Raw genomic sequence first — 23,250 nt, forward strand, 5'->3', positions numbered from 1 at the left:
CCGATTGTGCCAGAGCCGGAAGTCAGCAGCGATAAACTGATGGGCTAATGGCAGGCGTTACAGCACTGTGATCAAGCCGCCAGCACCGACCCGTTGCCATGGCAAACCCAGTACCAAAGCCTGAAGTTGCTCGTTATCGAGTTCGACCTCCGATCCGTGCCGAATGCCGGGCCAGTGAAACTTGCCTTGATTCAATCGTCGCGCCGCCAGCCAGATGCCCATGCCGTCATGCACCAAGACTTTCATCCGGTTGCCTCGGCGGTTGGCGAAAAGATAAGCACAGTGCGGCTTTGCCGCACCGAATACGGCAATCACTCGGGCCAATGCAGTCTCGGTGACTGCGCGCATGTCCATCGGCTCGGTGGCGAGCCAGATGGAGTCGATGCGGATCATCGCAGCAGGTCTCGAAGAAAGGTCGCGCAGGCAGCGGCATTGTCGGTTGGCCAGTTCACTTTGACGGTACCACGCGGGTGCTGGATCTCAACGCAGATGTTCGACGATGTCGCTTGAGAGTTTGCTCCGGCCGACGGTAGGGGTAACGGAATAAATGCAGGTTGCAGCGCGGCACTGTTCTGCGTGTGTACCCGAATCCATTTATGGACGAGGTTTGCGTTGAGGCTATGGCCGAGTGCGATGCTGGCAATCGACGCGCCGGGCTGGACACACTCTTGAATGACTTGGGCCTTGAAGGATTTTGAATAGGAACGGCGTGTTGGCTGCATGAAATACCCGCTTAAAAGGCTAGAACTGGTGCCCACTTAAATTTAAGTGCACACCATGTCTTGGCTTTGCGGGGCCGGGTAGATGACTTGGCCAGACGCATACGTTGTTTCGCCCCCGACGAATGGTAAGCCCATTTTGATAAACCGCCGAAGGTGAAGGCGTGGTCATCATCACCATACCTTGAATCGATCCAAATCTGGATCGACCGACCATCTCCACACTTTTGTGGTGATGCCGCCGGCGCCATGTGGCATTTCCATCACACTGAGGCGTTCTTGCCGGCACCACCCTGAATCGGGGTAGTGGTCATTCATGGGGCGTTTCCGCAATGGGGTTATTCAACATCGGATGGGTGCGCTTTTGCCTCATTCGTGGTTTTTTCATGACCGGCGTTGGCGATCACGGGAGGGGTGTTCTTACCCATTGTTTAAGCGATCGGGTGGGTGGTGTTCTTAGCCTGTGCACTGATCACCGCTTCGACCCTTTTGTCTCAATGCTAACGCAGGGGCTGGGCTCACATTTAGGAAGCGCGGTATGCGGCTGTAATTCGCAGGGCTATTTACGTGCTGGAGGCTGATCGATGTATTAGGTAGACGGTTATATGGCACTTTGCTAGCCTCGCGAGCGGTTAGGATCTGCAGTTAGCACAGGACGGGGCTTTTCCGATTGCACAAGTGATGGTCATCGCCAGCGCTTCCTGAGGATTTCTAAGAGGTGATTCGCACAGGATTCTCTTGATCCTTTAGTGATAAGTAAATCAGGCTACGACCTTTCCATGGTGAGGTAGTGCTTTGGACAATTTAGAGTTCACCGCAAAGGTGATAGAAGCATTGGCGTGGCCTGTCGGAGTGGTCACGCTTGTCGCCATGCTGCGCAAGGAAGTGCTGGAGCTGATTCCGAAGCTCACCAAACTGGAAGCGGGACCATTGAAGGCGGAGTTCTCAATCGAGGCAAAGAAGGTATTGGTCGAGGCACAAGAGATTCAGCTTGCTCCCTTGGAGGGGGCGGAGGTTAGTGTGCCGAGTGATATTCCACGGGACGATGGGATGGACCAAGACCCCTTGTCCATAGCCATGTGGCGCACTGCTGCTTTCAGTCCTTCGACGGCAATTGTTGATGCCTGGAAGGATATCGAAGAGGCGTTATTAGCGATAATTGCGGATCGTGGAGTATTTATACCCGAGCGCAGCACGCGCAACGTTGCAGTTTGGATCAACGCAATCTCTCAGGAAGGTATCCTCCCTCTTGATACTGTATCTGTGATCCATGAGCTTAGGGAATTGAGAAACAAGGCCGCGCACGCTGGTTTTGATCCCACACCTGAAGCAGCTCAAGATTATCTGTTAGCAGCTCAGCGGCTAGTGAGAGTACTGCGCAGTTATCTGAGTAAAGGTGCCTAGTTAGGGTATTTTTTAGCCCACAGAAATTGATGGTTAGGAAATATCGAAGCGATTTTTTCTTCAGTGATAGGGTTTTAGATCAGAAGTCCCGTACCTAAGTTTGGGTGGTGCGATGTTTTCTGTCAGAAAATGGGAGCTCATGAAGTTGTTTAAACATTTGCCTAAGCAGGCTGAGCCTTGCATCGATCTTCGCGCTGGTCGAGTAGAGGATCTAAAAGCCTTTGGTGGCCTGCTGCAGTTTGAGGCTGCGAATGCGCATTTTTTTGGCTTAAGCACCTCTAAGGAAATAGAGGGATATTTAGTCGAGCTGCAATCTCAGATTGAAACCTTAGCTAAAGAAAAGCCGGTTCGTGTGTCACTCATTGTAATCACGGTTGATGTTATTCCAGTTGGCTATCTGGTACTTATGGCTACTCCTGATGTGAGGGTGATGGATCTGAATGTACTGGTCATTGATCCGCAGTGGCGTGGTCGCGGGTTGGCGCGCTTTGCTGTTCGTGAGTTGGTTTCACAACTGAGGTTGGGAAGCCGGCGGATGCTGGTTCGTTGCCTACCTGCGTCGAAAAGTATGATGACCTTGTTAAAGCGATTAGGGTTTAAGGAAGTCCCCAGTACTGATCTGATTGTGCGCCACTTCATGTCACCGATATTGGCCTCCGAAGGCCGCGCATAAAAACGCCTAGGCAGTAGCCGGCGGCTGAGCAAAGCATCCACGCCAGTCGATCCTCATAAGTTTTTTCCTTGACGGTGTTTTGACGAGCACGCCGACAATTTTAGACGCTACTAGTGGTGCTTTGATGGTCTTTGACGCTCGTAACCCTTATATTCCGTGGCTCTCAGCTTCTCCTTCAGCGTCGGCGGTCGCAAATACGTCTAGAGCCTGTCAAAAAAATCGTCAAGGCCCTGTCAAGGCTGGTCAAGGATTTCGGGAGTGCTTTTCCATGTGCTGCTCTGGGCTTCCGGCCTCACAAGTCAACGTCGCGGGCTCCTCCCGGCTTCTGGACGTGGCAGCTATCCGGTCGCCCGCCTGATCTGCCGCCGCCCATGTTGGCCGTGGCTCCTAGGCGGAGCCAGAAACCTACCGCCGCCGGCCGTCCAGAGCCTGTCCAGAATCCGTCAGGGGGCTGTAGGGGGTATGAGACGACCAAGCCTGCTAGTTTGACAGCCTCCGCATGGATAAAGCCTCAGACACCGATCAGGCGCGAGTTTCGTCTCATACCTGTCTCACATTCCGTCAAAGCGTGGTCTGTGTGGCGCTGTGATGAATAGCTTTCCTGAAGGAGCAGGAGGAGGGGGAGAACATAGGTGCTATAGGCTGTGCTGCTTCAGGAATCGAGCAATCTTTATTTTGACGTCGGGGGAAGTGTCAAAACCTCCTCGAATCCGTAGGTACTCGTCGGTGAGGAACGGATCGTGAGTTCTGATCTGGTTTTGCGCTACGCCGGTCTCGAGAGCGTCCACTCTTTTTATCACCGCTTCACGGTAAACGACCCAGCTGTCATGTTTAACGAATCGGTGTGAGCCCGGCGAAAGTATGCATGTCGTGTCTGCGTATTTACCCGGATAGACGGAAGAGATGTTCACGAGCAATACAACGTTATCACCCTGAAACGGACAATAAACTGGGTCGTTGATCACTATGTGTAAATGATCAGAGCCGCCAGTAGGGATCAACAAAGTTCCTTTCTGAAGTATTGTCCCTGGCATCAAATGAACTCAGATATTTTCCTAGCAAGGGCCCGCCGCTCACGGAGATCCTGCGCTTTGCTTTCAGCAAGATCTTCACCAACACCGAGGGCTATGAAGGTAGATTTCGGATCAATATCTACCGAGGTGCCGTGCGGGTCGTGCCATTCGGGGATGTGTTTATGAGTGTAGTCCCGAAGCTGGTATTTGCTCATGTACCCAAATTGTTGCCAAACGGAGTCAAGTACCGAAAAGTCCGAACGGCTCAGTTCATCCAGGTCGTCGAAGTTTTGCAGTTCCCTAGCCAATTTCACTTCGTTATCAGACGGCGGAGAAATCCATGAGCTCCACTCAGCCGATCCGCGCTTACCTTTGATTAAATCTAAGGTCGCAGACAAAACGGGGCCGTGAGGCATCGAAACTGCTCGATCCTCTGACATTGGAACGTCAAACCTATTCATCGACTCTCTATCAGCCAAATACATCAGCTTGATGAGCTTCAGATTTGGCAGCGAACCTTCGGCGCGGGCCAAGAAGAAAGCCGCAATCTGCGCTACCTTCTGTTCACTGAAAATCACGTGCTACCTCTCTTCCCCGTTCCTTGGGGGTAGTCCAGCATACAAACGGTCGCGAATTATCAGCCGACCTACAGGTTAGTCAATAGGCCTGCCCACAGGTTCAGCCCAACGGTATCGACCTCTCCGGCGAACGGCGCACGCTATTTGCGTTAGCTATAGCACTCGTTGGGCACCCACGCACGTCCAGCACCATAAAGAATCGATATAACCCTTCTGCTCGACTGAGTAAACCGTTGAGAGCGGGAAGTGTTTTGTTCATGACGCGGGTACTCCACTGCAGAACGTTTGCTCTAAAAGTTTCGAGATTTCCAGTCGAAACACCTGCTTTTGGATGAAACTGCCGTGGAAACTTCGCGTCTGGCAACCGTTCGATCTGGTGGCCGCGGCGATAACTGTCAGCCAGGTTCGCACCAGCATCGTGTAGGAGGGTGCGAGCCATGCGGTCGGTACTTGACTGCGTACCGTGACGGATTGCACGTATGCGGAGTGCGTGACAATGATGCGTGATGGCTGAGTGAAACCGCGGCACGGTATACCATCAATACCCTTGGCATACGCTCTGATCGGGCATGACTTCTCCCGCATAGTGCTTCTGGGCACATACGGCTACATCCACTCCGTATGGAAGCGGCAGGTGCACTACCTCCCCATAGGCCACCTCGATTATCTTCGAGATCACCTGGTTGGCATGCAACACCTGCACATCAGACGGTATCTCTTGCTTGAATTGGTGGCCATTTGCATTGAGCGAGTAACTCCGCCCCACCTGGTAGCTCAGGTTGATTGCCACTGTTGCACTGGTTGCGCTCGACGAAATGATTTTGGCGGTGCCATCGACTACCCCGATGCCCAACAAACAGGCTGTGTTGGATTGGTTACAGGAACGCAAATCCATAGGCGGATAGCTGAGCTGGGTTGCTCCTTCCGAAGACTCTAGGACATCCGAGCGCCCCCCGACACCATGGGCGTGCTGACCGAACAGATCAGGGCCATAGGCGGATACAGTGACAACAGCCGAATTTCCCGGGACAGATTTTCCACCTGCACAACCCGCAATTACCGCGTAGGCAAACACCGCGACGAATCGAAAGCCCATCTGCATGAAGCGTGCTCCTTTAATACATTGAATGCGCCTACCTTCATTTTCGGCGCTAGGGGCAACATATAGGGGATGCAGGCAGAATGCATTCCAACTCAATGCAGTTTGAGCGCAAAGCAATCGGCGCTTGGCCAGACTGAACGTCGCTATCTCGCGAAAACCTAACATTGGAACGGCTTATGCAGCGGATTGCATGGGGCATAATTAGGGCTAGGGTTGCCAGGAAGTCACTGCAATACCGCGGAAACCACACTGGAAAGCAGCGCCCGGCAACATCAACATTTCTCACCAGGCAGGTCGCCCAGGTTCGCACAATGGTGAATGCGAACCAGGCGTGCGAACCTCGGGTGTGAACTTGCGGCTGGTTCGCATTGACGAGTACGTACCGGTGGTGTGTATCTGGCTGTGTACTTGGTGAATACCACCACTGAGGCTGGTATTCAAACTATCCATTGGGTGTTTCGGCGCTTCTCTTTCTGACCGGCTTTCGCCGCTTGAGGGACGCGGGCTCTTCGAAGGGCGGCCAGCCAGGCGTCATATCGCTTCAGGCTGTACATGATCGACCGTCGACCTCTCTCTATGTCTGGGGGGAATCGCACCTCTTGAGCGCCTTCCCTGTAGAGCCCTTGAGGTGGCCCCTATCAGCTCAGCCATAAGCGCCTCAGAAACCTTGTCCCAGTTGTCCGTGATTTCGACAAGGCTAGGCATAGGTTCGATCGGGAGCTCCGAATCTGGCTGAGCTGGATCAAGCTTGTTTAGTAGCGTTTGTCGAGCGACCTTGGGCTGACCATCACCACCACGGATGAATGGAATTGCGTTAGCTCGAAGCCAGCGAGCCTGGATTGCGGGGCGTGGATGTCCGGTCAACTCTGCAATGTCCTGTTGACTGATGAACATCGATTCCGACGGGTTGGTCATGTGAATGTGATCTCAGGGCTCTCATATCTGCGACAGCGTAGTACTTGCCTGAGTCGGCGTGCGTGCCGTTCAAAGTGCGTGAGGACGCTGCGTGAAGGGCTGTGTGAAACGTTGCCGGTCGCCGCACAGGCCGGGTACGTGATGGGTGTGCGCGAAAGATGGTCACCGCTTGATCTGGTCAGCGTCAGCGACTTAGTAAAACCTAACCCTCAGCGGCTTCGGTTTTTATTCTCGGTCTAGATCGGCATTCAGCTGCGCCCAGATGTTATGTAGTTCGTCCTCGTAGGTATCACCGAAGGCTATACGCGCCGATACGATGTTCGCTATCGCATCAAGCCGCTCTTGGAAGTCAACAATCGGGATCAGAATCTCTTCTGGAATGTGTTCTACGTGTCTGCGGGCGCCGCCCTTCGGCTTTTCCGATGACGAACTGTATCTCGACCAGGTGTCCGTTATCTCGACTCGTCCCATATCTTCGATCAGACTGCCTAGAGTCACTGGCGGCATTGGGACATCAAGTGCGGCGCCAAACTCTAGGAGATGCCCATGGAGAGTCTGGAGGTTATGGCTCCTGCGCAAAGCTGCCATCAGCTCGTCGCTTGCTTCCTGTTGGGATCGTCCTAACTCGTTGCGAAGGTCGGAGATGCTGGTTAGCCACGTCAGCAAACCTTTCAACAACAATTCTATAGCGTGTCTCTGAAGGTAAAAGGCCGGTAGCCCTATTTCATCCAATGTCCCGGTTTCTCGTCCCTGTTCGATAAGCAGAGATGCTGAGTGCAGGTAGGCTTCAAAGTAATTCGGGTGACGCCAAAATCCACCGATCCGAGCCACGCCCGCTTCAAGGTCTCTCGTCGTTTGCTCAGGGCTCTTACCCCCAATCATTACTTTTCGGGTGTTGAGATTGACGTGAAGAGTTTCATCAAATTTCACCATACCCAGCTCTCCTATTGGCTGATTGCTGCCGTCTACATATCCGGTGGTGCTGTTAACAATTGTCAAGGTTGACCGGCGTCGGGCGGTTCCGTGATTGCTATGGCTCATCTACAGGCTTCGTATCTATTACGATCACGTTTGTGGATTTTTGAAGCAGCTTTTGAACTTCAGAAGCCGAATAGCCTTTTGCATGGATCGAGTCACCCGTTTCTGTATGAATGATTATTTCTCGGCTTTTTCTTGCCTCAATCCACGCAACCGCCACCTTCGCTATAGCGTTCCAAGGCATAGCGTCGGACAGGGCCGTGATTGCTTCAACAAAGCCCGAACCTTGAGGATTGGTTGAGAACATATGGATGGGGGCATGAGGAATTTGGGCCTCATCTAGCGCAGCCAAGAATGGCCCAGCGCTATGTTTGAAGAGTGTTAATCGGACCAATGCATATGTCTGTGTGCTCATTCTGTTCTCGTTGGCAGGCTTGAAAGTGGTAGCCACGTCAGCTGATAGTAAATGTTAGTGACTAAGCTGGAACTGGCGGGCGATCTATTAACAATTGTCTTGAATAGGCGAGGGTTACGCGGGGTAAGTGGCATACACCTTTGTGGCGACGAAACAGAAAAACGAAAGCAGCATTGTGCGGTTTCGCAGCAAATACATTGTCTTGGTTCGATCGGCTACCCTATCAACTGCCTCTCGAGCCATATGACGCATTGAGGTGTCGTTTAACTGGCCCATCTCAATCATGTGCAGATAGCTTGAGTTGGCATTCATAGTTGAGATCGTCGCTTCAATCCGAAGAAATCCGAATACCGCGCTCAGTGCCATTAAAAACAAGGTCGCCAAGTACATCGTAGACACGTTAAGGCCGACGGGGCCGAAGGGCATTGTCTGCGCGAGATAGGCGCAAGCCGCCATTGAGGCCCCGAGGACGAAGCGATCAAAGTTTGCAGATTCGGTGCTCGCGCTTTGGTGGAGCTTTACGCTCCTTTCATCCGCACTCATTTTCAGCTTCCCTGATTGGTTAGCACGTTATTGGTGCATCATGGCTCGATACAGACCATATGGTCTACCTCACCTTAGAATGCGGTAGGCGAGAGGTCCATACTCATGCTTGTGTCGATCGAGATCTGATACTTCTTGGTGCCGCCCGGCTCCATGACGAGGGATCGCTCTTTCAGCCCACTTCCACACATTGAGGTGGAGTTCACTCCGATGATTCTTTCGCCGGCAGGAATCAAGAATCTAGCAGTTTCGCCACTTCCTACCTCGGCAGACTTCTTGCCATCGATGTAAAACAGAGTGTTACAGGCAGCGCCCGTAAACCCTGTATCGTGAGTTACGATCAACGTTCCGAACTGCCCAGATGGCTTGCTTTGATACGCTGAAAGTCTTTCTGCTGGCACTGGGTCAGCCAGGCTGGAAGAAATTGGGGAGGTAGAGCAACCGGCAAGGAATATTGATGAAAGCGCTAGCAGTCCGATTAATCGCATAGTCCTATTTCCATTTATGACTCAAAGAAGCGTGGAAGCTACCACGCTCCCAAGTGAGTTTTAAGCGTTAGGCGATCGGCCTTACGTTTTGTCTTCGGCGTAGATTGATGTGGAAATGATCATGTCACCCCACCTGCGTTTACCGATGGGGATCAGGACATTGTTGCCACTCGCAGTGGTGTTCCGCGAGCATTCCAAATGCATAACTCGGCAGGTTCCCGGGTAGTGCACACAGCAAGATATAAGGAGGGAAGGTGCAGAGGGGGGGCGTCAGGGAGATACAGCCAGAAACAAGAAAGCCCGCACTAGGCGGGCTTCTTGAGATGATTCATAGACTGCTGTAGCCATCTATGGATCGGTACTTGGTGGCTACACAGGGACTTGAACCCCGGACCCCAGCATTATGAATGCTATGCTCTAACCAACTGAGCTATGTAGCCAAGTGGCGCGCATTATTCGCGTAGAACGGTAAGGCGTCAAGCGCTTTTTATAAAAAAAATTATCTACGCTATCAACCGTTTATCCAATTCCCTCCTGTAGCCGCCAGCGCATCCTGCGATTGCACGCGCAACGCGCCGTGAACCCTGGCCCGCGTTTTAGTCGCTACACCGTATTGGCCGGTTTGCGTCGGCCGTGCCGCTGAACGCAGGCTTCGATGTTTTGCCGTGCCGCGCATCAAGAAAAATATTCAAGTCGTTAGCAAGCTAAGGGGATAGCCTCGGTGCACCGAAAAATGGCACATTGGCCACCCCTGCAACTGCGCATCCATCTGCTGTACGGAAACTCTCATGGCTATCAGCAATGTTCAGTCCGCCTCTGTGGCGACTCCCGCGCCTTCCCACAGCAGCCCCCTGGTGCTGCGCATCATTGGCGCGGTGGCGCTGGCGCATTTGATCAACGACCTGATCCAGGCGGTGCTGCCGGCGATCTACCCGATGCTCAAGGCCAGCTACGGCCTGACCTTCACCCAGGTTGGCCTGATTACCCTGACCTTCCAGCTCACGGCTTCGCTGTTGCAGCCGTGGGTCGGTTATTACACCGACCGCCATCCCAAGCCGTACCTGTTGCCGGTGGGCATGGTCTGCACCCTGATCGGCATTCTGATGATGTCCCAGGTCGGCAGCTTTGCCTTGATCCTGCTGGCGGCGGGGCTGATCGGTGTCGGCTCCTCGACCTTCCACCCGGAAGCCTCACGGGTGGCGCGGCTGGCCTCCGGCGGGCGTTATGGCCTGGCGCAATCGACCTTCCAGGTCGGCGGCAATGCCGGCACGGCCTTCGGCCCGCTGCTGGCGGCGGCCATCATCATTCCCTTCGGCCAGGGCAATGTGGCCTGGTTCGGCCTGTTGGCGGTGTTCGCCGTGGCGCTGCTCTACGCCATCAGCCGCTGGTACGCCAACCACCTCAAGCTGTTCAAGCTCAAGCAGGGCCAGGCGGCGACCCACGGCCTGTCCAAGGGGCGGGTGCTCAGCGCCCTGGTGGTACTGGGGCTGCTGGTGTTCTCCAAGTATTTCTACATGGCCAGCCTGACCAGCTACTTCACCTTCTACCTGATCGAGAAGTTCGACCTGTCGGTGGCCAGCTCTCAGCTGCATCTGTTCCTGTTCCTCGGCGCGGTGGCGGCCGGGACCTTCTTCGGCGGGCCGATCGGCGACAAGATCGGGCGCAAGGCGGTGATCTGGTTCTCGATCCTCGGCGTGGCGCCGTTTACCCTGCTGCTGCCCCATGTCGACCTGTTCTGGACCAGCGTGCTCAGCGTGGTGATCGGCTTCATCCTGGCGTCGGCGTTCTCGGCCATCGTGGTCTACGCCCAGGAGCTGGTGCCGGGCAATGTCGGCATGATCGCCGGGGTGTTCTTCGGCCTGATGTTCGGCTTCGGCGGGATCGGCGCGGCATTGCTGGGCCACCTGGCGGACATCCACGGCATCGAGTACGTGTACTTCCTGTGCTCGTTCCTGCCGCTGTTCGGCCTGCTGGCGATCTTCCTGCCGCGGACCCGAAAAGCCTGAGTGCATGCCTTGAGCGAAAGGGCCCGGGATGTGCCGAGCTTGGGCCTGGCCGAAGAGTCGCTGGCAGCTGCCGACAGTGAGTTGATCTGCCGGGAACATCCGTTCTCCGCTGAAACCATGGAGTAAGGTCATGACCCCTGAGCGTATAACCCTCGATGCCCTGTTGACTGGCCGCGCCGTGGCCTACAGCCGGCCGGGGTCCATGAGCGCGATCGCCAAGACCCCGCGCGCCGGCAGCCTGCAGGTCGGTCCCCTGGGCCTGCTGGAAGACGAGCAGGGCGACCGGCGGGTGCATGGCGGCACCGAGAAAGCCATTCATCACTATCCCCGCGAGCATTACGCCGCCTGGGCCGCCGAGCTGGGGCCGCATGCGTTGCTGGAGCAGCCGGGCGCCTTTGGCGAGAACTTCAGCAGCCACGGCTGGACCGAGCAGAACGTCTGCCTGGGCGACCGGGTCCGGGTCGGCAGCGTGTTGCTGGAGGTGTCCCAGGGCCGCATGCCGTGCTGGAAACTCAATGACCGCTTTGCCGTGAAAGACATGTCGCTGCGGGTCCAGCAGAGCGGGCGCACCGGCTGGTATTACCGGGTGCTGGAGGCGGGCAGCCTGAGCGCCGGGGACATGTTGCAGCAGGTCGAGCGCCCCTTCGAGCAGTGGCCGCTGTCGCGCTTGAGCGCGGTGCTGTTTTCCCGCGAGGTGGCACTGGAGGAGATTCGCCTGTGCCTGGAGCTACCGCTGGTGCCCTCCTGGCGCCGCACCCTGGAGCGCCGGGTCGAGCAGGCGGCGGTCGAGGATTGGGGCCCACGCCTGCAGGGCACTGAGCGGGTCGATGAGGAGTCGGCCCGCTGAGCGGCGGGCGCGATCAGTTCGCCTCCAGGGTCAGGCGCGCCTGGACCAGGGCCTGAGGGTCGACCTCCAACTGCAGCGACACCAGGTTGACGCCCTGGTTTTCCACCTCGTCCAGCCAGGTCAGCAGGTCTTGCAGCGCGCCGCCCAGGTTGAGATTGAGGCGTCCGGATTCTTCGCTGTCCATGCGTTCGATGCTCAGGTTGGCCGCGGCCGTGCTGGCGGTGATCAGGCCGGCCAGGGTCCGGCCGTTGGCCTGTTGGCCGCGGGCCTGGGTGGACGAAGGGAGCTTGAGCAGATCGGTTTGCAACTGTAGGGCCTCCTGGAACTGCTGTTCAGCCTCTTGCAGGGCCTGGCGCTGAGGACTCCAGAGCAGGGTCCAGAACAGCGTCACGGCCAGAAACAGACTGAGCAACTTCAGGGCCAGGCGATCGCGAGGCGGTAGCTGCTGCCAGCGGTTCGAGTAACGATTGAAAAGGGTGGTCATGGGTTAGTCCGTGATTTTCAGGCGGGCGCTGACCCCGTCGGGAGCGAGCACGGCCGAGTCGGCCTGCACATTCGCGCCCTGCTGCGCGAGGGCTTCGCGCAGGCGTTCGAGGGTGGAGAAATCCGGCGCGTTGACTTGCAGGGTCCAGCCTTGCGCCTGTTGGTAGTCCAGCCGGCGGATTCGCGTATCGCCGCCATCGCTGCCGGTCCATTGGCTGGCCAGGCTGTCGAGCCGGCGCGCCAGGCTTTGCTGGGGCTGGCCGGCCAGCTGGGCACGGGCCTGGACCTGGCGGGCGAGGTCGATCACCCGGGGCTCGTCGGGGAAGCGTTGGCGCCAGAGTTCCAGGCTGGCCTCGGTCACCTCGGCGGCCTTGTGTTGCAGCAACCAGCGATGGCCCACGTCCTGGGCCACTTGAGCGCCGCAGGCGATGACCAGGATTGCCAGCAGCGCCCGCCATGGCGTGCGCGACGGGCTGCGCAGGGCGAATGCCCCTTGGCGCAGATCGATGGCCTGCGCGCTGCCCCGGGCCAACAGCGGCCAGGGCGTTTCCTCGCTGCGTTGCAGGTTGTCGGGCAGCAGCGGGGCCAGCTCTTCGAGGGCCTGGTCGTCGAGCACCAGGCGTTGCTGGCAGGCCCCGCCGATCAGCCAGCGGTCGTGGCAGCGCAGGGCCAGGGCCTGGCTGTCCGGCAGGCAGTCGGCATCGACATGAATGCGCTCGGCCGTCAGGCCATGGCTGGCCAGGCGCTCCAGCAGTTGCTCCAGCCACTGGCGTTGCAGGACGAACAGCCGGCAGTGCCGGCGCGCCTGCAACGGCCCACGGGCCAGGTGCAATTGCTCGGGGTCGTCCAGCAACCGTTCTTCCAGTACCGAATGGATGGCTTGCTGCAACCAGCGGCCGCTGCGCGGCGGTACGTCGAAGCGGTGATGGCTGGCGATTTCCGCCGGCAGCAGCAGGGTCAGGCGCTGGCCGGCCAGCACCGCCGCCTGTTGCAGCGTGCCGTGCACCGGCTCGCCGTCGGTTTGCCACCAGGTGACGGGCGAGTCGTCGTCCACGGTCACGGTGGTGAGGTAAAGCCAGGCTTGCATGGGGTTACTCCGGAAAACGGGAAGGGGCGGCGAGGGTGCGCTGCAGTACGCTGACCTGACCGTCCGGCTCGATGCGCAGGCGGCTGATCAGGCGCAATTGGCGGTCGCCCAGTTCGACATCCAGCACCGCCTGGAAATAGCGGCTGCTGACATCGAGCCCCTGGCTGTTGATCTCGTGCTGTTTCAGCACGGGGGTGTCGAGAAACTCCTGCACCGTCTTGTAGCCATCGACGGGACGCGCCTGCACCAGGGCGATGGCCTGGGCCAGGTCGAGCTTGCCCAGGCTGGCCAGTTGTTCGGCCGGGGCGGTGTTGAGGTTCAGCGCCCCCGGCGTGGTCCTGACCCAGGGCCGCAGGCGTTCCATGACCGTCGTGTCGACGCCTTCCAGGCGCATCAATTCGCTGCTGTCGTTCCAGGCCAGCGGCTTGCCGTCGAAACCACGCACCGGCGGCAGGCGCCTGGGGTCGTGGGGCGGCAGGCCGAGCACTTGCAACAGGCGTTGATAACGCAGGCGACTGATGCGGTCGTTGGGCGTGCGCAGGGTGCCGAGGTTGAAACGCGCGCCGAGGTCTTGCAGCTGGATGCGGATACGCCCGCCGTCGATGTCGAAGGTCGGCGTGCTGTGCGCCCAGCGTTGGCCCAGGTGTACGCGCTTGGGTTCCGGCTCGTCGCGCCAGTCGTCGCGCAGTTGGCCACGGGCCCAGGCTTCGCCGCTGAGCGCCAGTTGCCACAGTTGTTGCTGCAACAGCTGGTTGGAACTGCCGATCAGGCTCAGGCGCTGGCGGGCCAGCATGTCACTGACGATCAGGGTCGCCAGGGAGGTGATCAACAGCACGCTGATCAGCGCGATGCCTCGTTGTCTACAGGCATTAACCATGGTCCAGCCCCTTGAAGCCCGGCAGCAGGATCACCCGCCGCAGGCCGGGATAACCAGGGGCGTCGAGTTCCAGCTCGATGGCCTGGGGCAGGCTCAGCGGTGCCTGGCCGACGGGCCAGTTGGGGTGGGCCTGACCCTGGTCGTCGATGTAGCGCAGGCGTTCGAGGCGGACGCCATCGAGCAGCAGTTGTTGCGCGGCAGTGCCGGACAGCTCGGGACCGTCCACCGGGCTGCGGTACTCGCGCAGCCATTGGCTGTCGCTCCAGCGATAGGTGACCAGCAGCAGGTCGTTGCGCGCCTGCTGCAAGGGATTGCTCCAACCACCGCGTACCAGCTGGATGCGCCCGGGTTCTCCGATCAGGGCCTGGCGCGCCGAGCTGCCGTTGACCGGGTAGGCGATGGCCTGGGTCAGGTCGCGCTCGAAGATACCCACCGCGCGTTGCAGGCGCCGCAGTTGCAGTTCGTGCTGATGAATCCGCTGGTCGGTGTGCATCATGCGTTCGAGCAACTGATAGCAGGCCAGGCCGAGCAGGCTGAACAGGGCCATGGCGATCAGCACTTCGAGCAGGGTGAAACCCTGTTGCCGGCGTTTCATGGGCGGGCCTCCAGGTAACCAGCCAGGCGCGCGCGCTGCCGCGGCATGGGGGCGTCGGTGGAGACTTCGAGCACGATCTTCAGCAGGCGCGGGTCGGGCGCGGCGGCGGTTTCGCTGGTCAGCAGCCAGTCGCGCCCGGCGAAGCGCACCGGTTCCTGGCGCTGGCTCTGGGGTTGGCGCATGCCGGCGCGCAGCTCGTTCAGGCGGTTGTCCGCCAGCCACTGCGCCAGGGTCCGTTCGCTGAGGCCGCCGTTGTTGCCGATCAGGTGTTCGGTGGCGCTGTAGAGCGACAGCGACAGCACGGCGAAGATGGCCAGGGCGACCATCACTTCCAGCAGGGTGAAGCCCGCCTGTTTATTGCACCGGCGCAAGACGCACCTCCTCGACACCGTCGCTGGACAGCGACAGCAGCGGCTGCTGGCGGTATTCCAGCAGTAGATTGAAGGGCGAGATCTGGTCGTTGGCCAGCACCCAGAGTTGCGGCTCCTTGCCCTGGCCCAGGCCTTTATTTGGGCCTCGTGGCTCCTGCAGGTTCAGGCGCAGTTCGCCGGGCAGCCGGTGTTCCTTGAAGCGTTTGTCGGCCTGCCACTGGCCGCCACGGTCGAGGCTCAGCACTGTGTAGTGGTCCGGCTCCAGGCGCAGGCCGTGATTGAGGTTGTTCAACACCGCGTCTTCGCGCAGCAAGCCAATGAGGTTTTGCAGGCGCTCGGCCTCGCGCCGGGCCTTCTGCCCGCCCGAGTCGCTCTGGACCAGCCCGACCATGCCGGCCAGCAAGCCGATGATCACCATGACCACCAGCAGCTCCAGCAGGGTGAAACCCGCCATTGGCTTGCGCACTTCAAGGCTCCCAGTTGCCGATGTCGGCGTTGGTGCCGTCGCCGCCGTTGCGGCCGTCGGCACCGAAGGAATACAGGTCGTAGGCCGAGCCTTCGCGACCCGGGGCGAGGAACTGGTAAGGGTTGCCCCAGGGGTCCTTGGGCAGGCGCTTGAGGTAGCCGTCGGGGTTCCAGTTGAGGGCCGCCGGCATGCCTGCCGGTTTCTTCACCAGAGCTTCCAGGCCCTGCTGGGTCGACGGGTAGTGGTGGTTGTCGAGCTTGTAGATTTCCAGGGCGGTGGCCACGGCCTTGATGTCGCTGCGGGCGGCGGTGACCTTGGCCTGGTCCGGGCGGCTCATGATCTGCGGGACCACCAGGGCGGCCAGGACACCGAGAATCACCACGACCACCATGATCTCGATCAGGGTGAAGCCGCGTTGGCGGGAAGGGTTGCGCATGTTGTGTGCTCTTCAGGTGATGAGTTGGTTGAGGTTGAGAATGGGCATCAGGATCGCCAGGACGATCACCAGCACGCTGGCGCCCATGAACACCAGCATCGCCGGCTCGAACAGCCCGACCAGCATGGCGATGCCGTTGGACAGCTGGGTCTGCTGCTGGTGGGCGGCGCGTTCGAGCATGCCGTCCAGTTCCCCTGAGCGTTCGCCGCTGGCGATCATGTACAGCATCATCGGCGGGAAATCGCCGCTCTGTTCCAGGGCCCGGGTCAGCCCGCTACCTTCGCGTACGGCACGTGCCACGTCTTTCATACGAGTACGAATCTGCTGGTTGGCGACCACTTCGCCGGAAATCTCCAGAGCATCAACAAGTGGTACGCCGCTGCGTCCGAGAATCGCCAGGGTGCTGACAAAACGGGTGCTGTTGCTGGCCTGGATGACCCGCCCGATCACCGGCAAGCGCAGCTGGGCCTGATGCCAGCGCATGGCCAGGGCGGGCTTGCGCAGGGCCACGCGCAGGCCGGCGGCGAGGCTGCCGAGCATCAGCAGCAGGAGCAGGCCGTAGTCCCGGGCGAAGTCGCTGGTAGCGATCAGGCCGCGGGTCAGCACCGGCAGTTGCTGGCCACTGTCGATGAACACCTTGACCACATCCGGCACCACGAAACTGAGCAGGAAGCCGACGATGCCGAAGGCCGCCAGCAGCAGGATGCTCGGGTACAGCATGGCCAGTTGCAGCTGCTGGCGGGCGGCATGCCGGGCCTCGGTGTAGTCGGCCAGTTGCATCAGTACCTGGGCCAGGTGGCCGGCGCGTTCGCCGGCGGCCACCGTGGCCCGGTACATCGAGGTGAAGGCGCGCGGGTATTCGCCCATGGCTCGGGCCAGGTCATGGCCTTCCAGCACCCGTGCGCGGATCGCCAGCATCATGCTTTGCTGCGCGCGTTTGCTGCATTGCGCGGCGACCGCGGCCAGCACTTCTTCCAGGGGCAGAGCGGCCTGGACCAGGGTCGCCAGCTGGCGGGTGAGCAAGGCCAGTTGCGCCGGGCTGAGGCGTTGGCTGCTGGTCAGCGTGGCGCCGGAGCGGTCCTTTTGCCCGCGGGCCGGCTTGACCTGCAGGGCGATCAGGTTGCGTTCGCGCAGCAACTGGCGGACCTGCCGCTCGCTGTCGGCTTCCTGCACGCCACGGGTCTTGCGCCCGGCGTTGCACATGGCGAGGTATTCGTAGGCGGCCACGGTCAGTGCTCCCGGGTTACACGTAGCAGTTCTTCGACGCTGGTGACGCCTTGCAGCACCTTGTCCCGGCCGTCGGCGAACAGGCTGTGGGCATGCTGGCGCGCGTAGTGGGTCAAGGCGGCCTCGCCAGCCCCTTCATGGATCAACTGGCGCAGCGGTTCGTCGAACAGCACCAGTTCGTAGATGCCCTGGCGGCCGCGATAGCCGCTGTGCTGGCAGGCCGGGCAGCCGACCGGGTGATAGAGCAGCGGGGCCTGTTGCGGGTCGAGGTGCAACTGGCGGCAGGCCGCGGCGTCGGCCGGCGCGGCGCTCTTGCAATCGCCGCAGAGCACCCGCACCAGGCGCTGGGCGACCACGCCGAGCAGCGAGGTGCACAGCAGGAAGGGCTCGATGCCCATGTCCAGCAGGCGGGTGACGGCGCCGATGGCGCTGTTGGTGTGCAGGGTGGACAGCACCAGGTGGCCGGTGAGGGAGGCCTGCACGGCGATGTCGGCGGTTTCCCGGTCACGGATCTCGCCGACCATCACCACATCCGGGTCCTGGCGCAGGATGGCGCGCAGGCCACGGGCGAAGGTCATGTCGACCTTGGTGTTGACCTGGGTCTGGCCGATGCCGGCCAGGTGGTATTCCACCGGGTCTTCGATGGTCAGGATGTTGCGCGTCTGGTTGTTCAGGCTGCTGAGCCCGGCATACAGCGTGGTGGTCTTGCCGGAGCCGGTAGGGCCGGTGACCAGCAGGATGCCGTGTGGGCGCAGCAGGGCGTCTTCCAGCTTGTCGCGGATCGCCTCGGCCATGCCCAGCCGCCCCAGGTTCAGGCGTCCGGCCTGTTTGTCGAGCAGGCGCATGACCACCCGCTCGCCGTAGGCCGAAGGCAGGGTGGAGACCCGCACGTCCACTTCATGGCCGCCGATGCGCAGGGCGATGCGGCCGTCCTGGGGGATGCGCTTCTCGGCGATGTCGAGCTTGGACATGACCTTGATCCGCGACACCAACAGGCCCGCCAGTTCCCGGCGCGGACGCAGCACTTCGCGCAGCAGGCCGTCGACCCGCAGGCGCACGGACAGGTGCTGCTCGAAGGTTTCCAGGTGGATATCCGAAGCCTTGACCTTCACCGCCTCGCCGAGGATCGCGTTGATCAGGCGAATGATCGGCGCGTCGTCTTCCTGCTCCAGCAGGTCGGTGATCTGCGGCAGTTGCTCGGCCAGGCTGGCCAGGTCGTCCTGGCCGGCGATTTGGTCGCCCAGGCCCTCGGCCATTTGCATGGCGTCGTCGCGGCCATCGCGATAGTGCTCGGCCAGCAACTCGGCGAACTGTGCGGCGTCGAGTATCCGCTGGCCCCGCAACGGGCCATGGCAACGGCGGACCTCGGCGAGGATTTCCACCGGCGTGTCGGCCCGGCAATAAAGCCGCAGGCCGTTTTCCAGGGATTCCAGCAGGACCCCATGACGCTTGGCGAAGCCAAAGGGCAGGCGCGCGACCGGGTTCATCGGCGTGGCTCTCTGGCGCGAATGTCGAGGGTCCCATCCTGCGGCGCGGCATCGAACAACTGGCGCGAGTCGGCGGGCAGGGCCAGGCCGCTGCGGCTGTCACCGTTGGCGCGCAGCTTGCGCAGGTCGTCGTACTTGCGCTGGCTGACGTTGACGGCATCGGCGCTGCCGCGCACCAGGGTCGGCCGCAGGAAGACCATCAGGTTGGTCTTTTCGGTGACGTCCTTGGTGCTGGTGAACAGCCGGCCGAGCAGGGGAATGCTGCCCAGCACCGGCACCTTGCTGACCTGGGTCTTGACGTTGTCCTTGATCAGGCCGCCGAGCACGATGATCTGCCCGTCGTCGGCGAGGATGGTGCTTTTCACCGAGCGCTTGTTGGTGATCACGTCGCTGGTGGTGATGCCGGGCGGGGCGCTGGCCAGCTCCGAGCTTTCCTGCTCGACCTTCAGGCGCAGGGTGTTGCCCTCGTTGATGTGCGGCGTCACCTTGAGGGTCACGCCGACGTCCTGGCGTTCCACGGTGGTGAAGGGGTTGCTGGCGCCGGCGGTGTCGGTGGTGTACGAGCCGGTCTGGAAAGGCACGTTCTGGCCGACGAGGATTTCCGCCGCTTCGTTGTCCAGGGTCAGCAGGCTCGGGGTGGACAGCAGGTTGTTTTTCGAGTCGCTGGACAGGGCGGTGACCAGCGCGCCGAAATTGCTGGTGCCGATGCCGATGATGGCGCCGTCCGGCAGGGTGATGTTCTTGTCCTTGCCGTTACCCAGCAGGGTGCCGATCGACAGGCCGGTGCCACTGAAGTTGGTGCCGCCGGCGACGTTGCCGGCGCGCGCCGCCCATTGCACCCCGAGGGCTTCGTTGATGTCGCCGCTGACTTCGACGATGGCCGCTTCCACCAGCACCTGGGCCCGTGGCTGGTCCAGCTGGGTGATGACTTTATCGAGCATGCTCAGTTGCGCCGGGTCGGCCATCAGCACCAGGGCATTCTGGCTTTCGTCGGCGCTCACCAGTATCGAGTTGCCGCCGCCCTTGCCTTCGCCGCCACCGCGATTACCGTCTTCCAGGCGCTTGCCGATGCCGTCGAGCAGCTTCGAGAGTTTTTTCGCATCGCTGTGGTGCAGGCGTACCACCCGCGCGCTGTCATTGGCATTGCTCGGCACGTCGATGGCCTTGACCAGATCGGCCATGCGCTGGCGGGCCTGGGCGGAGCCCGCGAGGATCACCCGGTTGCTGCGGGCGTCGCCCACGGCCTTGGCGTCGCTGGGGCCGTTGCCCGTCTGGCTGATGCTTTCGTTCAGGGTCCGGGCCACATCGCTGGCCCAGGCGTGCTTGAGCGCCACGGTGCTGAACGAGCGGTTGCCGGCCTGGTCCAGTTCGCTGACCACCTGGCGGATGCGTTCGACGTTGCTGGCGCTGTCGGAAACCACCAGCGCGTTGGAGCTGGCCGAGGGCGCGACATAGGCGTCGTCGCTCACCAGCGGGCGGACCACCCCGGAGATTTCCGCGGCGTTGGCGTTGCGCAGGTCCAGGACCCGGGTCACGAACTCATCGCCCGATTGCTCGCTGGATTTGGTCTTGGCTTCCACCGCCGGCACGATCAGCACCCGGTCGCCCTGGTCCAGGGCGACGAAACCCTGGCTGCGCAGCACGCTGAGGAACAGCGAGTAGATACCGTCCTTGTCCAGTGCATTGGACGATTGCACGCTGACCTTGCCTTGCAGCCGGGCATCGACCACCAGGGTCTTGCCGGTGATTTCACCGACTTCGCTGGCCAGGTCGCGCAGTTCGGCGTCCTTCATGTTCAGCGTCCACAGGCGCTGGGTGGTGAGGGCCGCGCTACTGGGCATGGCACTCAAAAGAAGGCCGAGGCTGAGCACGGCGCCTGCAATCTTGGACAGTTTCATGGTGTGTTCTCTATCGCTCGCAGAAGGGCCGTGGCTTTTCGGTCGGCGACCTCCGGTGGGGTTGTCTGGGGGCTGAGCAGGCGCAGCTGGCGCCCGGGTAGCAGCAGGTTCTGTTCACGGCCGTTGCGCAGCACCACCACCTGATCGGCGTTGACGCTCTTGAGCAGCGTGCCGTCGGGCAGGCGTTCGCCCGGGGAGTAGAAGGCCCGGCTGTCGGCGTACTGGATCAGGGCCCTGGATTGTTCGGGCTGGTTGCCCAGCAGGCTGGCGAGCAGGACCAGCGGCAGGCTGGCCTGCGCGCTGTCGAATTCGACCGGCACGGCGCCGAACACCCTGGCGATGTTGCGATCGTCCAGGGGCGCGGGCAGCAGCTTTTCGGCGCTGGCGCTCGGTACCGCGCTCGGCACCGGCTGGCCCGCCACGACTTGCCGGTAGCTCCAGCTGTCGAGGCCGAGCCAGCTCAGCCAGAGACCCAGGGCGACCAGGCTGGCGGGCAGCAGGTAGCGTTGGCCGGAGCCGCGCGGGCGCCATGAGAGCAGCGTTTTCATGGGCGTTTGGGCAGCATGCGTCTGAGCACGCCCTGCCCGCGCCATTGGTGGAGGATCACCGCGGCGATATGGCCGGCCACCAGCAGGGCCAGGGCCATGCAGCTGTAATGGTGAAGCTCTTCGAAAAAGGTGATGGCCGCCGGGTCCTGCAAGGGTTGCGGGAGCCGCAGGCCGAACAGGTCGATCGGGCGCGACATCATCAGCACGCCGCTGAACAGCACGGTACCGAGGGTGACCAGCAGGGCGGCATGCCCGGCATGCACCAGCTTGCGCTCAGCCGCGCTCTGATGGGCGGGCGCCGCCGGAGCGGGATGGCGCAGGAGGTAGAACAGCCGCAGGACGAACAGCGGCACCAGCAGGGTGGTCAGCGAGACATTGATAAAGGCGATCGCCTGTTGGACCGAGCTTGGCGGCTGCAACAGGGCGCTGGCATAGCCGCTGATCGTGGCCCACAGCACAACGGCGGCGAACAGCCAGTGCAGCAGCCTGCGCGGTCTTGAGTAGTGAGGGTGATTCATGTCGATTCCCAAGGTCCGCAACGCGGTGCCGGGGCACCACGCTGCGGTTGGTCAGGTTATGGATTACTTGCGAATCCAGGCGTCCTTCCAGTTGCTGCCCACGCCAGGCTCGAACTGAGTCGCGCCAGCGTTCCACTGGATGCAGTAGCCGCTGTAAGGGAACGGCTTGCACTCATAGACGTTGCCGTCCTTGGCCAGGACCTTGGTGCCGGCCTTGTAGCCGGTCAGGCCTTTGGGGAAGACGAAGTCGTAATCACCGCCGCCGCCCACTTCTTCGGCTTTGAGGGTGATGCGCTGGCTTTGTTGCAGCTGCTCGCCTTTCTCCGGCTTGGCCACGACTACCACGTCGTACTCACCTTCGCTGACGTTACGCAGCGGGATGGAGAAGTGCGGCGTGTTGTTGCCAGGCTCGGCTTGTACGTGAGCAATGCTTTCGTTCTTGCCGTTGAAGACCGTCGAGCTGATGGTGTACTTGCCGCCCTGGGCAATGGCGTTGAAGTGCAGGTCGGTGGCGTTGTCCTTCAAGGTGTACTCGGCCTGCAGGCCGGAAAGTTTCAGCTCGCCAGGAATGCTCGGCTGCTCTTTCTGGATTTCCACACGCACCACGTCGCTGTTGTTCTTGGCGTACATGGTGTTCTTGCCGTAGTTGGGCACGACTTCGTTGTTGGCGTTGAGCTCGCCCATCACATAACCGGCATTGGCCTTGTTGACCTTTTCCGCCAACAGGAACGGCCAGGTGTTGGCGTTGGCCTGCTCGGCGGTCTCGATGTTCAGGCGGGTCTGGCGGTTCTGCTGTTCGCCGGCATTGGTGAACACGCGAGTGCTGACCTTGTCGCCGACTTGCAGTTGTTCAGGCTGTACGGCACCGAGGATTTTCCAGTCAGGAATCGGCGCGCCATCGTTGTCGATGTTGACGTCGATGGCCTGGTAGAAGGTGGCGGCGGTGTCGGCGATTTTCCAGGTCGCCAGGATCACGTGGTAACCGCTGCGGTCAGCAGGAATGTTGACCTTGTGCTTGGTCTTGCCACCGGCCGGCGGACGCACGCCACCGGCGTTTTCATTGAGCAGCGGGGTCATCTCGAAGGAGTCGCGGGTCAGCGGCTGGTTCGGGTTCCAGTCTTTCTTGGTGATGTAGAACTGGTAGTAGGCGCTGGCGTGACCGGCGGAGTAGTGCCAGGTGAATTCATTCATGCCCGGCTTGATCGTGGTTTTCTGCCAGCGGGTCGCCGTCTGCTCGTTGAGCTGCGAGAAGCTGGTGATACCGCCCGCCGGGATGGTGCCGTTCGCCGGACCGCATTTGGTGAAGTCGCCCGAGCAGTAATCCTTGGGGTAGTGATGCTGGACCGATGGCGAGTACTCGACACTCTGCGGTTCGTAAGTGACGGGGCCGCAATCGCGGTTGAGGTTGCCGCCGGTGGCGGAGCACATGAAGGCACGGGATTTCGGACTTTCGACATAACCGTGGGCGAAGGCTTGCTGGCTGGCCAGTGAAGCCAGGCCGAGGGTGATGGCCAACGGAAGCTTGCGCATGGCGCTGGCGCGGGTGTTATGAAGCATCGAATCACCTTGAATTAGG

At 60.7% G+C, this 23,250-nt stretch carries 25 protein-coding genes, 1 tRNA gene and 1 pseudogene; 4 read left to right on the forward strand and 23 right to left on the reverse strand.

Annotation, left to right across the window (positions count from 1 at the left end; translation table 11 throughout):
- Positions 1 to 57: 57 nt before the first annotated feature.
- From tnpB to BMY68_RS29865, 3 genes are all read right to left on the reverse strand, one after another.
- Positions 58 to 393, reverse strand: coding sequence for an IS66 family insertion sequence element accessory protein TnpB (gene tnpB, locus BMY68_RS30090; protein ID WP_085532441.1), 336 nt, complete (start codon positions 391 to 393; stop codon positions 58 to 60).
- A complete protein-coding gene (locus BMY68_RS09595) occupies positions 390 to 722 on the reverse strand; it encodes an IS66-like element accessory protein TnpA (RefSeq protein WP_092160453.1) in 333 nt (110 codons plus the stop codon). The genes tnpB and BMY68_RS09595 overlap by 4 nt, the downstream gene beginning before the upstream one ends.
- A gap of 171 nt (positions 723 to 893) precedes the next feature.
- A complete protein-coding gene (locus BMY68_RS29865) occupies positions 894 to 1,037 on the reverse strand; it encodes a hypothetical protein (RefSeq protein WP_175534828.1) in 144 nt (47 codons plus the stop codon).
- A gap of 477 nt (positions 1,038 to 1,514) precedes the next feature.
- Between BMY68_RS29865 and BMY68_RS09605 the strand changes: the two genes are divergently transcribed.
- Positions 1,515 to 2,123 (forward strand): DUF4145 domain-containing protein, encoded by a 609-nt coding sequence (locus BMY68_RS09605; RefSeq protein WP_085532437.1) that lies wholly within the window; start codon positions 1,515 to 1,517, stop codon positions 2,121 to 2,123.
- Between the two features lie 139 nt (positions 2,124 to 2,262).
- Positions 2,263 to 2,796: a GNAT family N-acetyltransferase gene (locus BMY68_RS09610; protein ID WP_175534829.1), complete on the forward strand. Its 534-nt coding sequence runs from the start codon at positions 2,263 to 2,265 to the stop codon at positions 2,794 to 2,796.
- A gap of 1,033 nt (positions 2,797 to 3,829) precedes the next feature.
- Here BMY68_RS09610 and BMY68_RS09620 read toward each other — a convergent pair.
- The 7 genes and pseudogenes from BMY68_RS09620 to BMY68_RS09660 form a co-directional block, all read right to left on the reverse strand.
- Positions 3,830 to 4,387 carry a Panacea domain-containing protein gene (locus BMY68_RS09620; protein WP_175534830.1) on the reverse strand — a complete coding sequence of 186 codons (558 nt, stop codon included), beginning with the start codon at positions 4,385 to 4,387 and terminating at the stop codon, positions 3,830 to 3,832.
- A gap of 538 nt (positions 4,388 to 4,925) precedes the next feature.
- A complete protein-coding gene (locus tag BMY68_RS09625; RefSeq protein WP_085532432.1) occupies positions 4,926 to 5,489 on the reverse strand; it encodes a hypothetical protein in 564 nt (187 codons plus the stop codon).
- A 1,140-nt stretch (positions 5,490 to 6,629) separates the two neighbouring features.
- Positions 6,630 to 7,445: a hypothetical protein gene (locus BMY68_RS09635; protein ID WP_139214885.1), complete on the reverse strand. Its 816-nt coding sequence runs from the start codon at positions 7,443 to 7,445 to the stop codon at positions 6,630 to 6,632.
- A complete protein-coding gene (locus tag BMY68_RS09640; protein WP_085532426.1) occupies positions 7,435 to 7,797 on the reverse strand; it encodes a hypothetical protein in 363 nt (120 codons plus the stop codon). The genes BMY68_RS09635 and BMY68_RS09640 overlap by 11 nt, the downstream gene beginning before the upstream one ends.
- A gap of 114 nt (positions 7,798 to 7,911) precedes the next feature.
- Complete coding sequence (locus BMY68_RS09645) at positions 7,912 to 8,340, reverse strand: hypothetical protein (RefSeq protein ID WP_085532424.1); 429 nt, start codon at positions 8,338 to 8,340, stop codon at positions 7,912 to 7,914.
- A 569-nt stretch (positions 8,341 to 8,909) separates the two neighbouring features.
- Positions 8,910 to 9,057 (reverse strand): annotated as a pseudogene (locus tag BMY68_RS30095) (tail assembly protein); the annotation flags it as partial.
- Between the two features lie 134 nt (positions 9,058 to 9,191).
- Positions 9,192 to 9,268: transfer RNA gene (locus BMY68_RS09660), tRNA-Met, on the reverse strand.
- Positions 9,269 to 9,616: 348 nt separating this feature from the next.
- On the opposite strand from BMY68_RS09660, the gene BMY68_RS09665 reads away from it, so the two are divergent.
- The gene (locus BMY68_RS09665) at positions 9,617 to 10,834 is read left to right on the forward strand and encodes an MFS transporter (RefSeq protein WP_085532420.1); all 1,218 of its coding nucleotides are present in this window, start codon (positions 9,617 to 9,619) and stop codon (positions 10,832 to 10,834) included.
- Between the two features lie 130 nt (positions 10,835 to 10,964).
- Positions 10,965 to 11,681: an MOSC domain-containing protein gene (locus BMY68_RS09670; protein WP_085532418.1), complete on the forward strand. Its 717-nt coding sequence runs from the start codon at positions 10,965 to 10,967 to the stop codon at positions 11,679 to 11,681.
- Between the two features lie 13 nt (positions 11,682 to 11,694).
- Here the strand turns inward: BMY68_RS09670 and gspM are convergent, their stop codons facing one another.
- From gspM to gbpA, 13 genes are all read right to left on the reverse strand, one after another.
- Positions 11,695 to 12,165, reverse strand: a complete 471-nt coding sequence (gene gspM / locus BMY68_RS09675; protein ID WP_085532416.1) for a type II secretion system protein GspM — start codon at positions 12,163 to 12,165, stop codon at positions 11,695 to 11,697.
- A 3-nt stretch (positions 12,166 to 12,168) separates the two neighbouring features.
- Positions 12,169 to 13,251, reverse strand: coding sequence for a type II secretion system protein GspL (gene gspL, locus BMY68_RS09680; protein WP_085532414.1), 1,083 nt, complete (start codon positions 13,249 to 13,251; stop codon positions 12,169 to 12,171).
- 4 nt (positions 13,252 to 13,255) lie between these two features.
- Positions 13,256 to 14,128: a type II secretion system minor pseudopilin GspK gene (gene gspK / locus BMY68_RS09685; RefSeq protein ID WP_085532412.1), complete on the reverse strand. Its 873-nt coding sequence runs from the start codon at positions 14,126 to 14,128 to the stop codon at positions 13,256 to 13,258.
- On the reverse strand, positions 14,121 to 14,723 hold the full coding sequence (gene gspJ, locus BMY68_RS09690; protein ID WP_085532410.1) for a type II secretion system minor pseudopilin GspJ: 603 nt from the start codon (positions 14,721 to 14,723) through the stop codon (positions 14,121 to 14,123). Before gspJ ends, gspK begins: the two co-directional genes overlap by 8 nt.
- The gene (gene gspI / locus BMY68_RS09695; protein ID WP_009045577.1) at positions 14,720 to 15,094 is read right to left on the reverse strand and encodes a type II secretion system minor pseudopilin GspI; all 375 of its coding nucleotides are present in this window, start codon (positions 15,092 to 15,094) and stop codon (positions 14,720 to 14,722) included. The genes gspJ and gspI overlap by 4 nt, the downstream gene beginning before the upstream one ends.
- Positions 15,078 to 15,560, reverse strand: a complete 483-nt coding sequence (gspH, locus tag BMY68_RS09700; protein ID WP_085532408.1) for a type II secretion system minor pseudopilin GspH — start codon at positions 15,558 to 15,560, stop codon at positions 15,078 to 15,080. The genes gspI and gspH overlap by 17 nt, the downstream gene beginning before the upstream one ends.
- A 1-nt stretch (position 15,561) precedes the next feature.
- Positions 15,562 to 15,996: a type II secretion system major pseudopilin GspG gene (gene gspG, locus BMY68_RS09705; RefSeq protein WP_009045575.1), complete on the reverse strand. Its 435-nt coding sequence runs from the start codon at positions 15,994 to 15,996 to the stop codon at positions 15,562 to 15,564.
- Between the two features lie 12 nt (positions 15,997 to 16,008).
- Positions 16,009 to 17,223 (reverse strand): type II secretion system inner membrane protein GspF, encoded by a 1,215-nt coding sequence (gene gspF / locus BMY68_RS09710; protein WP_009045574.1) that lies wholly within the window; start codon positions 17,221 to 17,223, stop codon positions 16,009 to 16,011.
- A 2-nt stretch (positions 17,224 to 17,225) separates the two neighbouring features.
- Positions 17,226 to 18,710: a type II secretion system ATPase GspE gene (gene gspE, locus BMY68_RS09715; RefSeq protein WP_085532406.1), complete on the reverse strand. Its 1,485-nt coding sequence runs from the start codon at positions 18,708 to 18,710 to the stop codon at positions 17,226 to 17,228.
- Positions 18,707 to 20,608: a type II secretion system secretin GspD gene (gspD, locus tag BMY68_RS09720; RefSeq protein ID WP_085532404.1), complete on the reverse strand. Its 1,902-nt coding sequence runs from the start codon at positions 20,606 to 20,608 to the stop codon at positions 18,707 to 18,709. The genes gspE and gspD overlap by 4 nt, the downstream gene beginning before the upstream one ends.
- Positions 20,605 to 21,156 (reverse strand): type II secretion system protein N, encoded by a 552-nt coding sequence (locus BMY68_RS09725; RefSeq protein WP_085532402.1) that lies wholly within the window; start codon positions 21,154 to 21,156, stop codon positions 20,605 to 20,607. Before BMY68_RS09725 ends, gspD begins: the two co-directional genes overlap by 4 nt.
- Positions 21,153 to 21,674, reverse strand: a complete 522-nt coding sequence (locus BMY68_RS09730) for a cytochrome b (protein WP_085532400.1) — start codon at positions 21,672 to 21,674, stop codon at positions 21,153 to 21,155. Before BMY68_RS09730 ends, BMY68_RS09725 begins: the two co-directional genes overlap by 4 nt.
- 63 nt (positions 21,675 to 21,737) lie before the next feature.
- The gene (gbpA, locus tag BMY68_RS09735; protein WP_085532398.1) at positions 21,738 to 23,231 is read right to left on the reverse strand and encodes an N-acetylglucosamine-binding protein GbpA; all 1,494 of its coding nucleotides are present in this window, start codon (positions 23,229 to 23,231) and stop codon (positions 21,738 to 21,740) included.
- Positions 23,232 to 23,250: the final 19 nt, after the last annotated feature.

Source organism: Pseudomonas sp. NFACC41-3, assembly GCF_900109505.1.
GTDB classification, from domain to species: domain Bacteria; phylum Pseudomonadota; class Gammaproteobacteria; order Pseudomonadales; family Pseudomonadaceae; genus Aquipseudomonas; species Aquipseudomonas chlororaphis.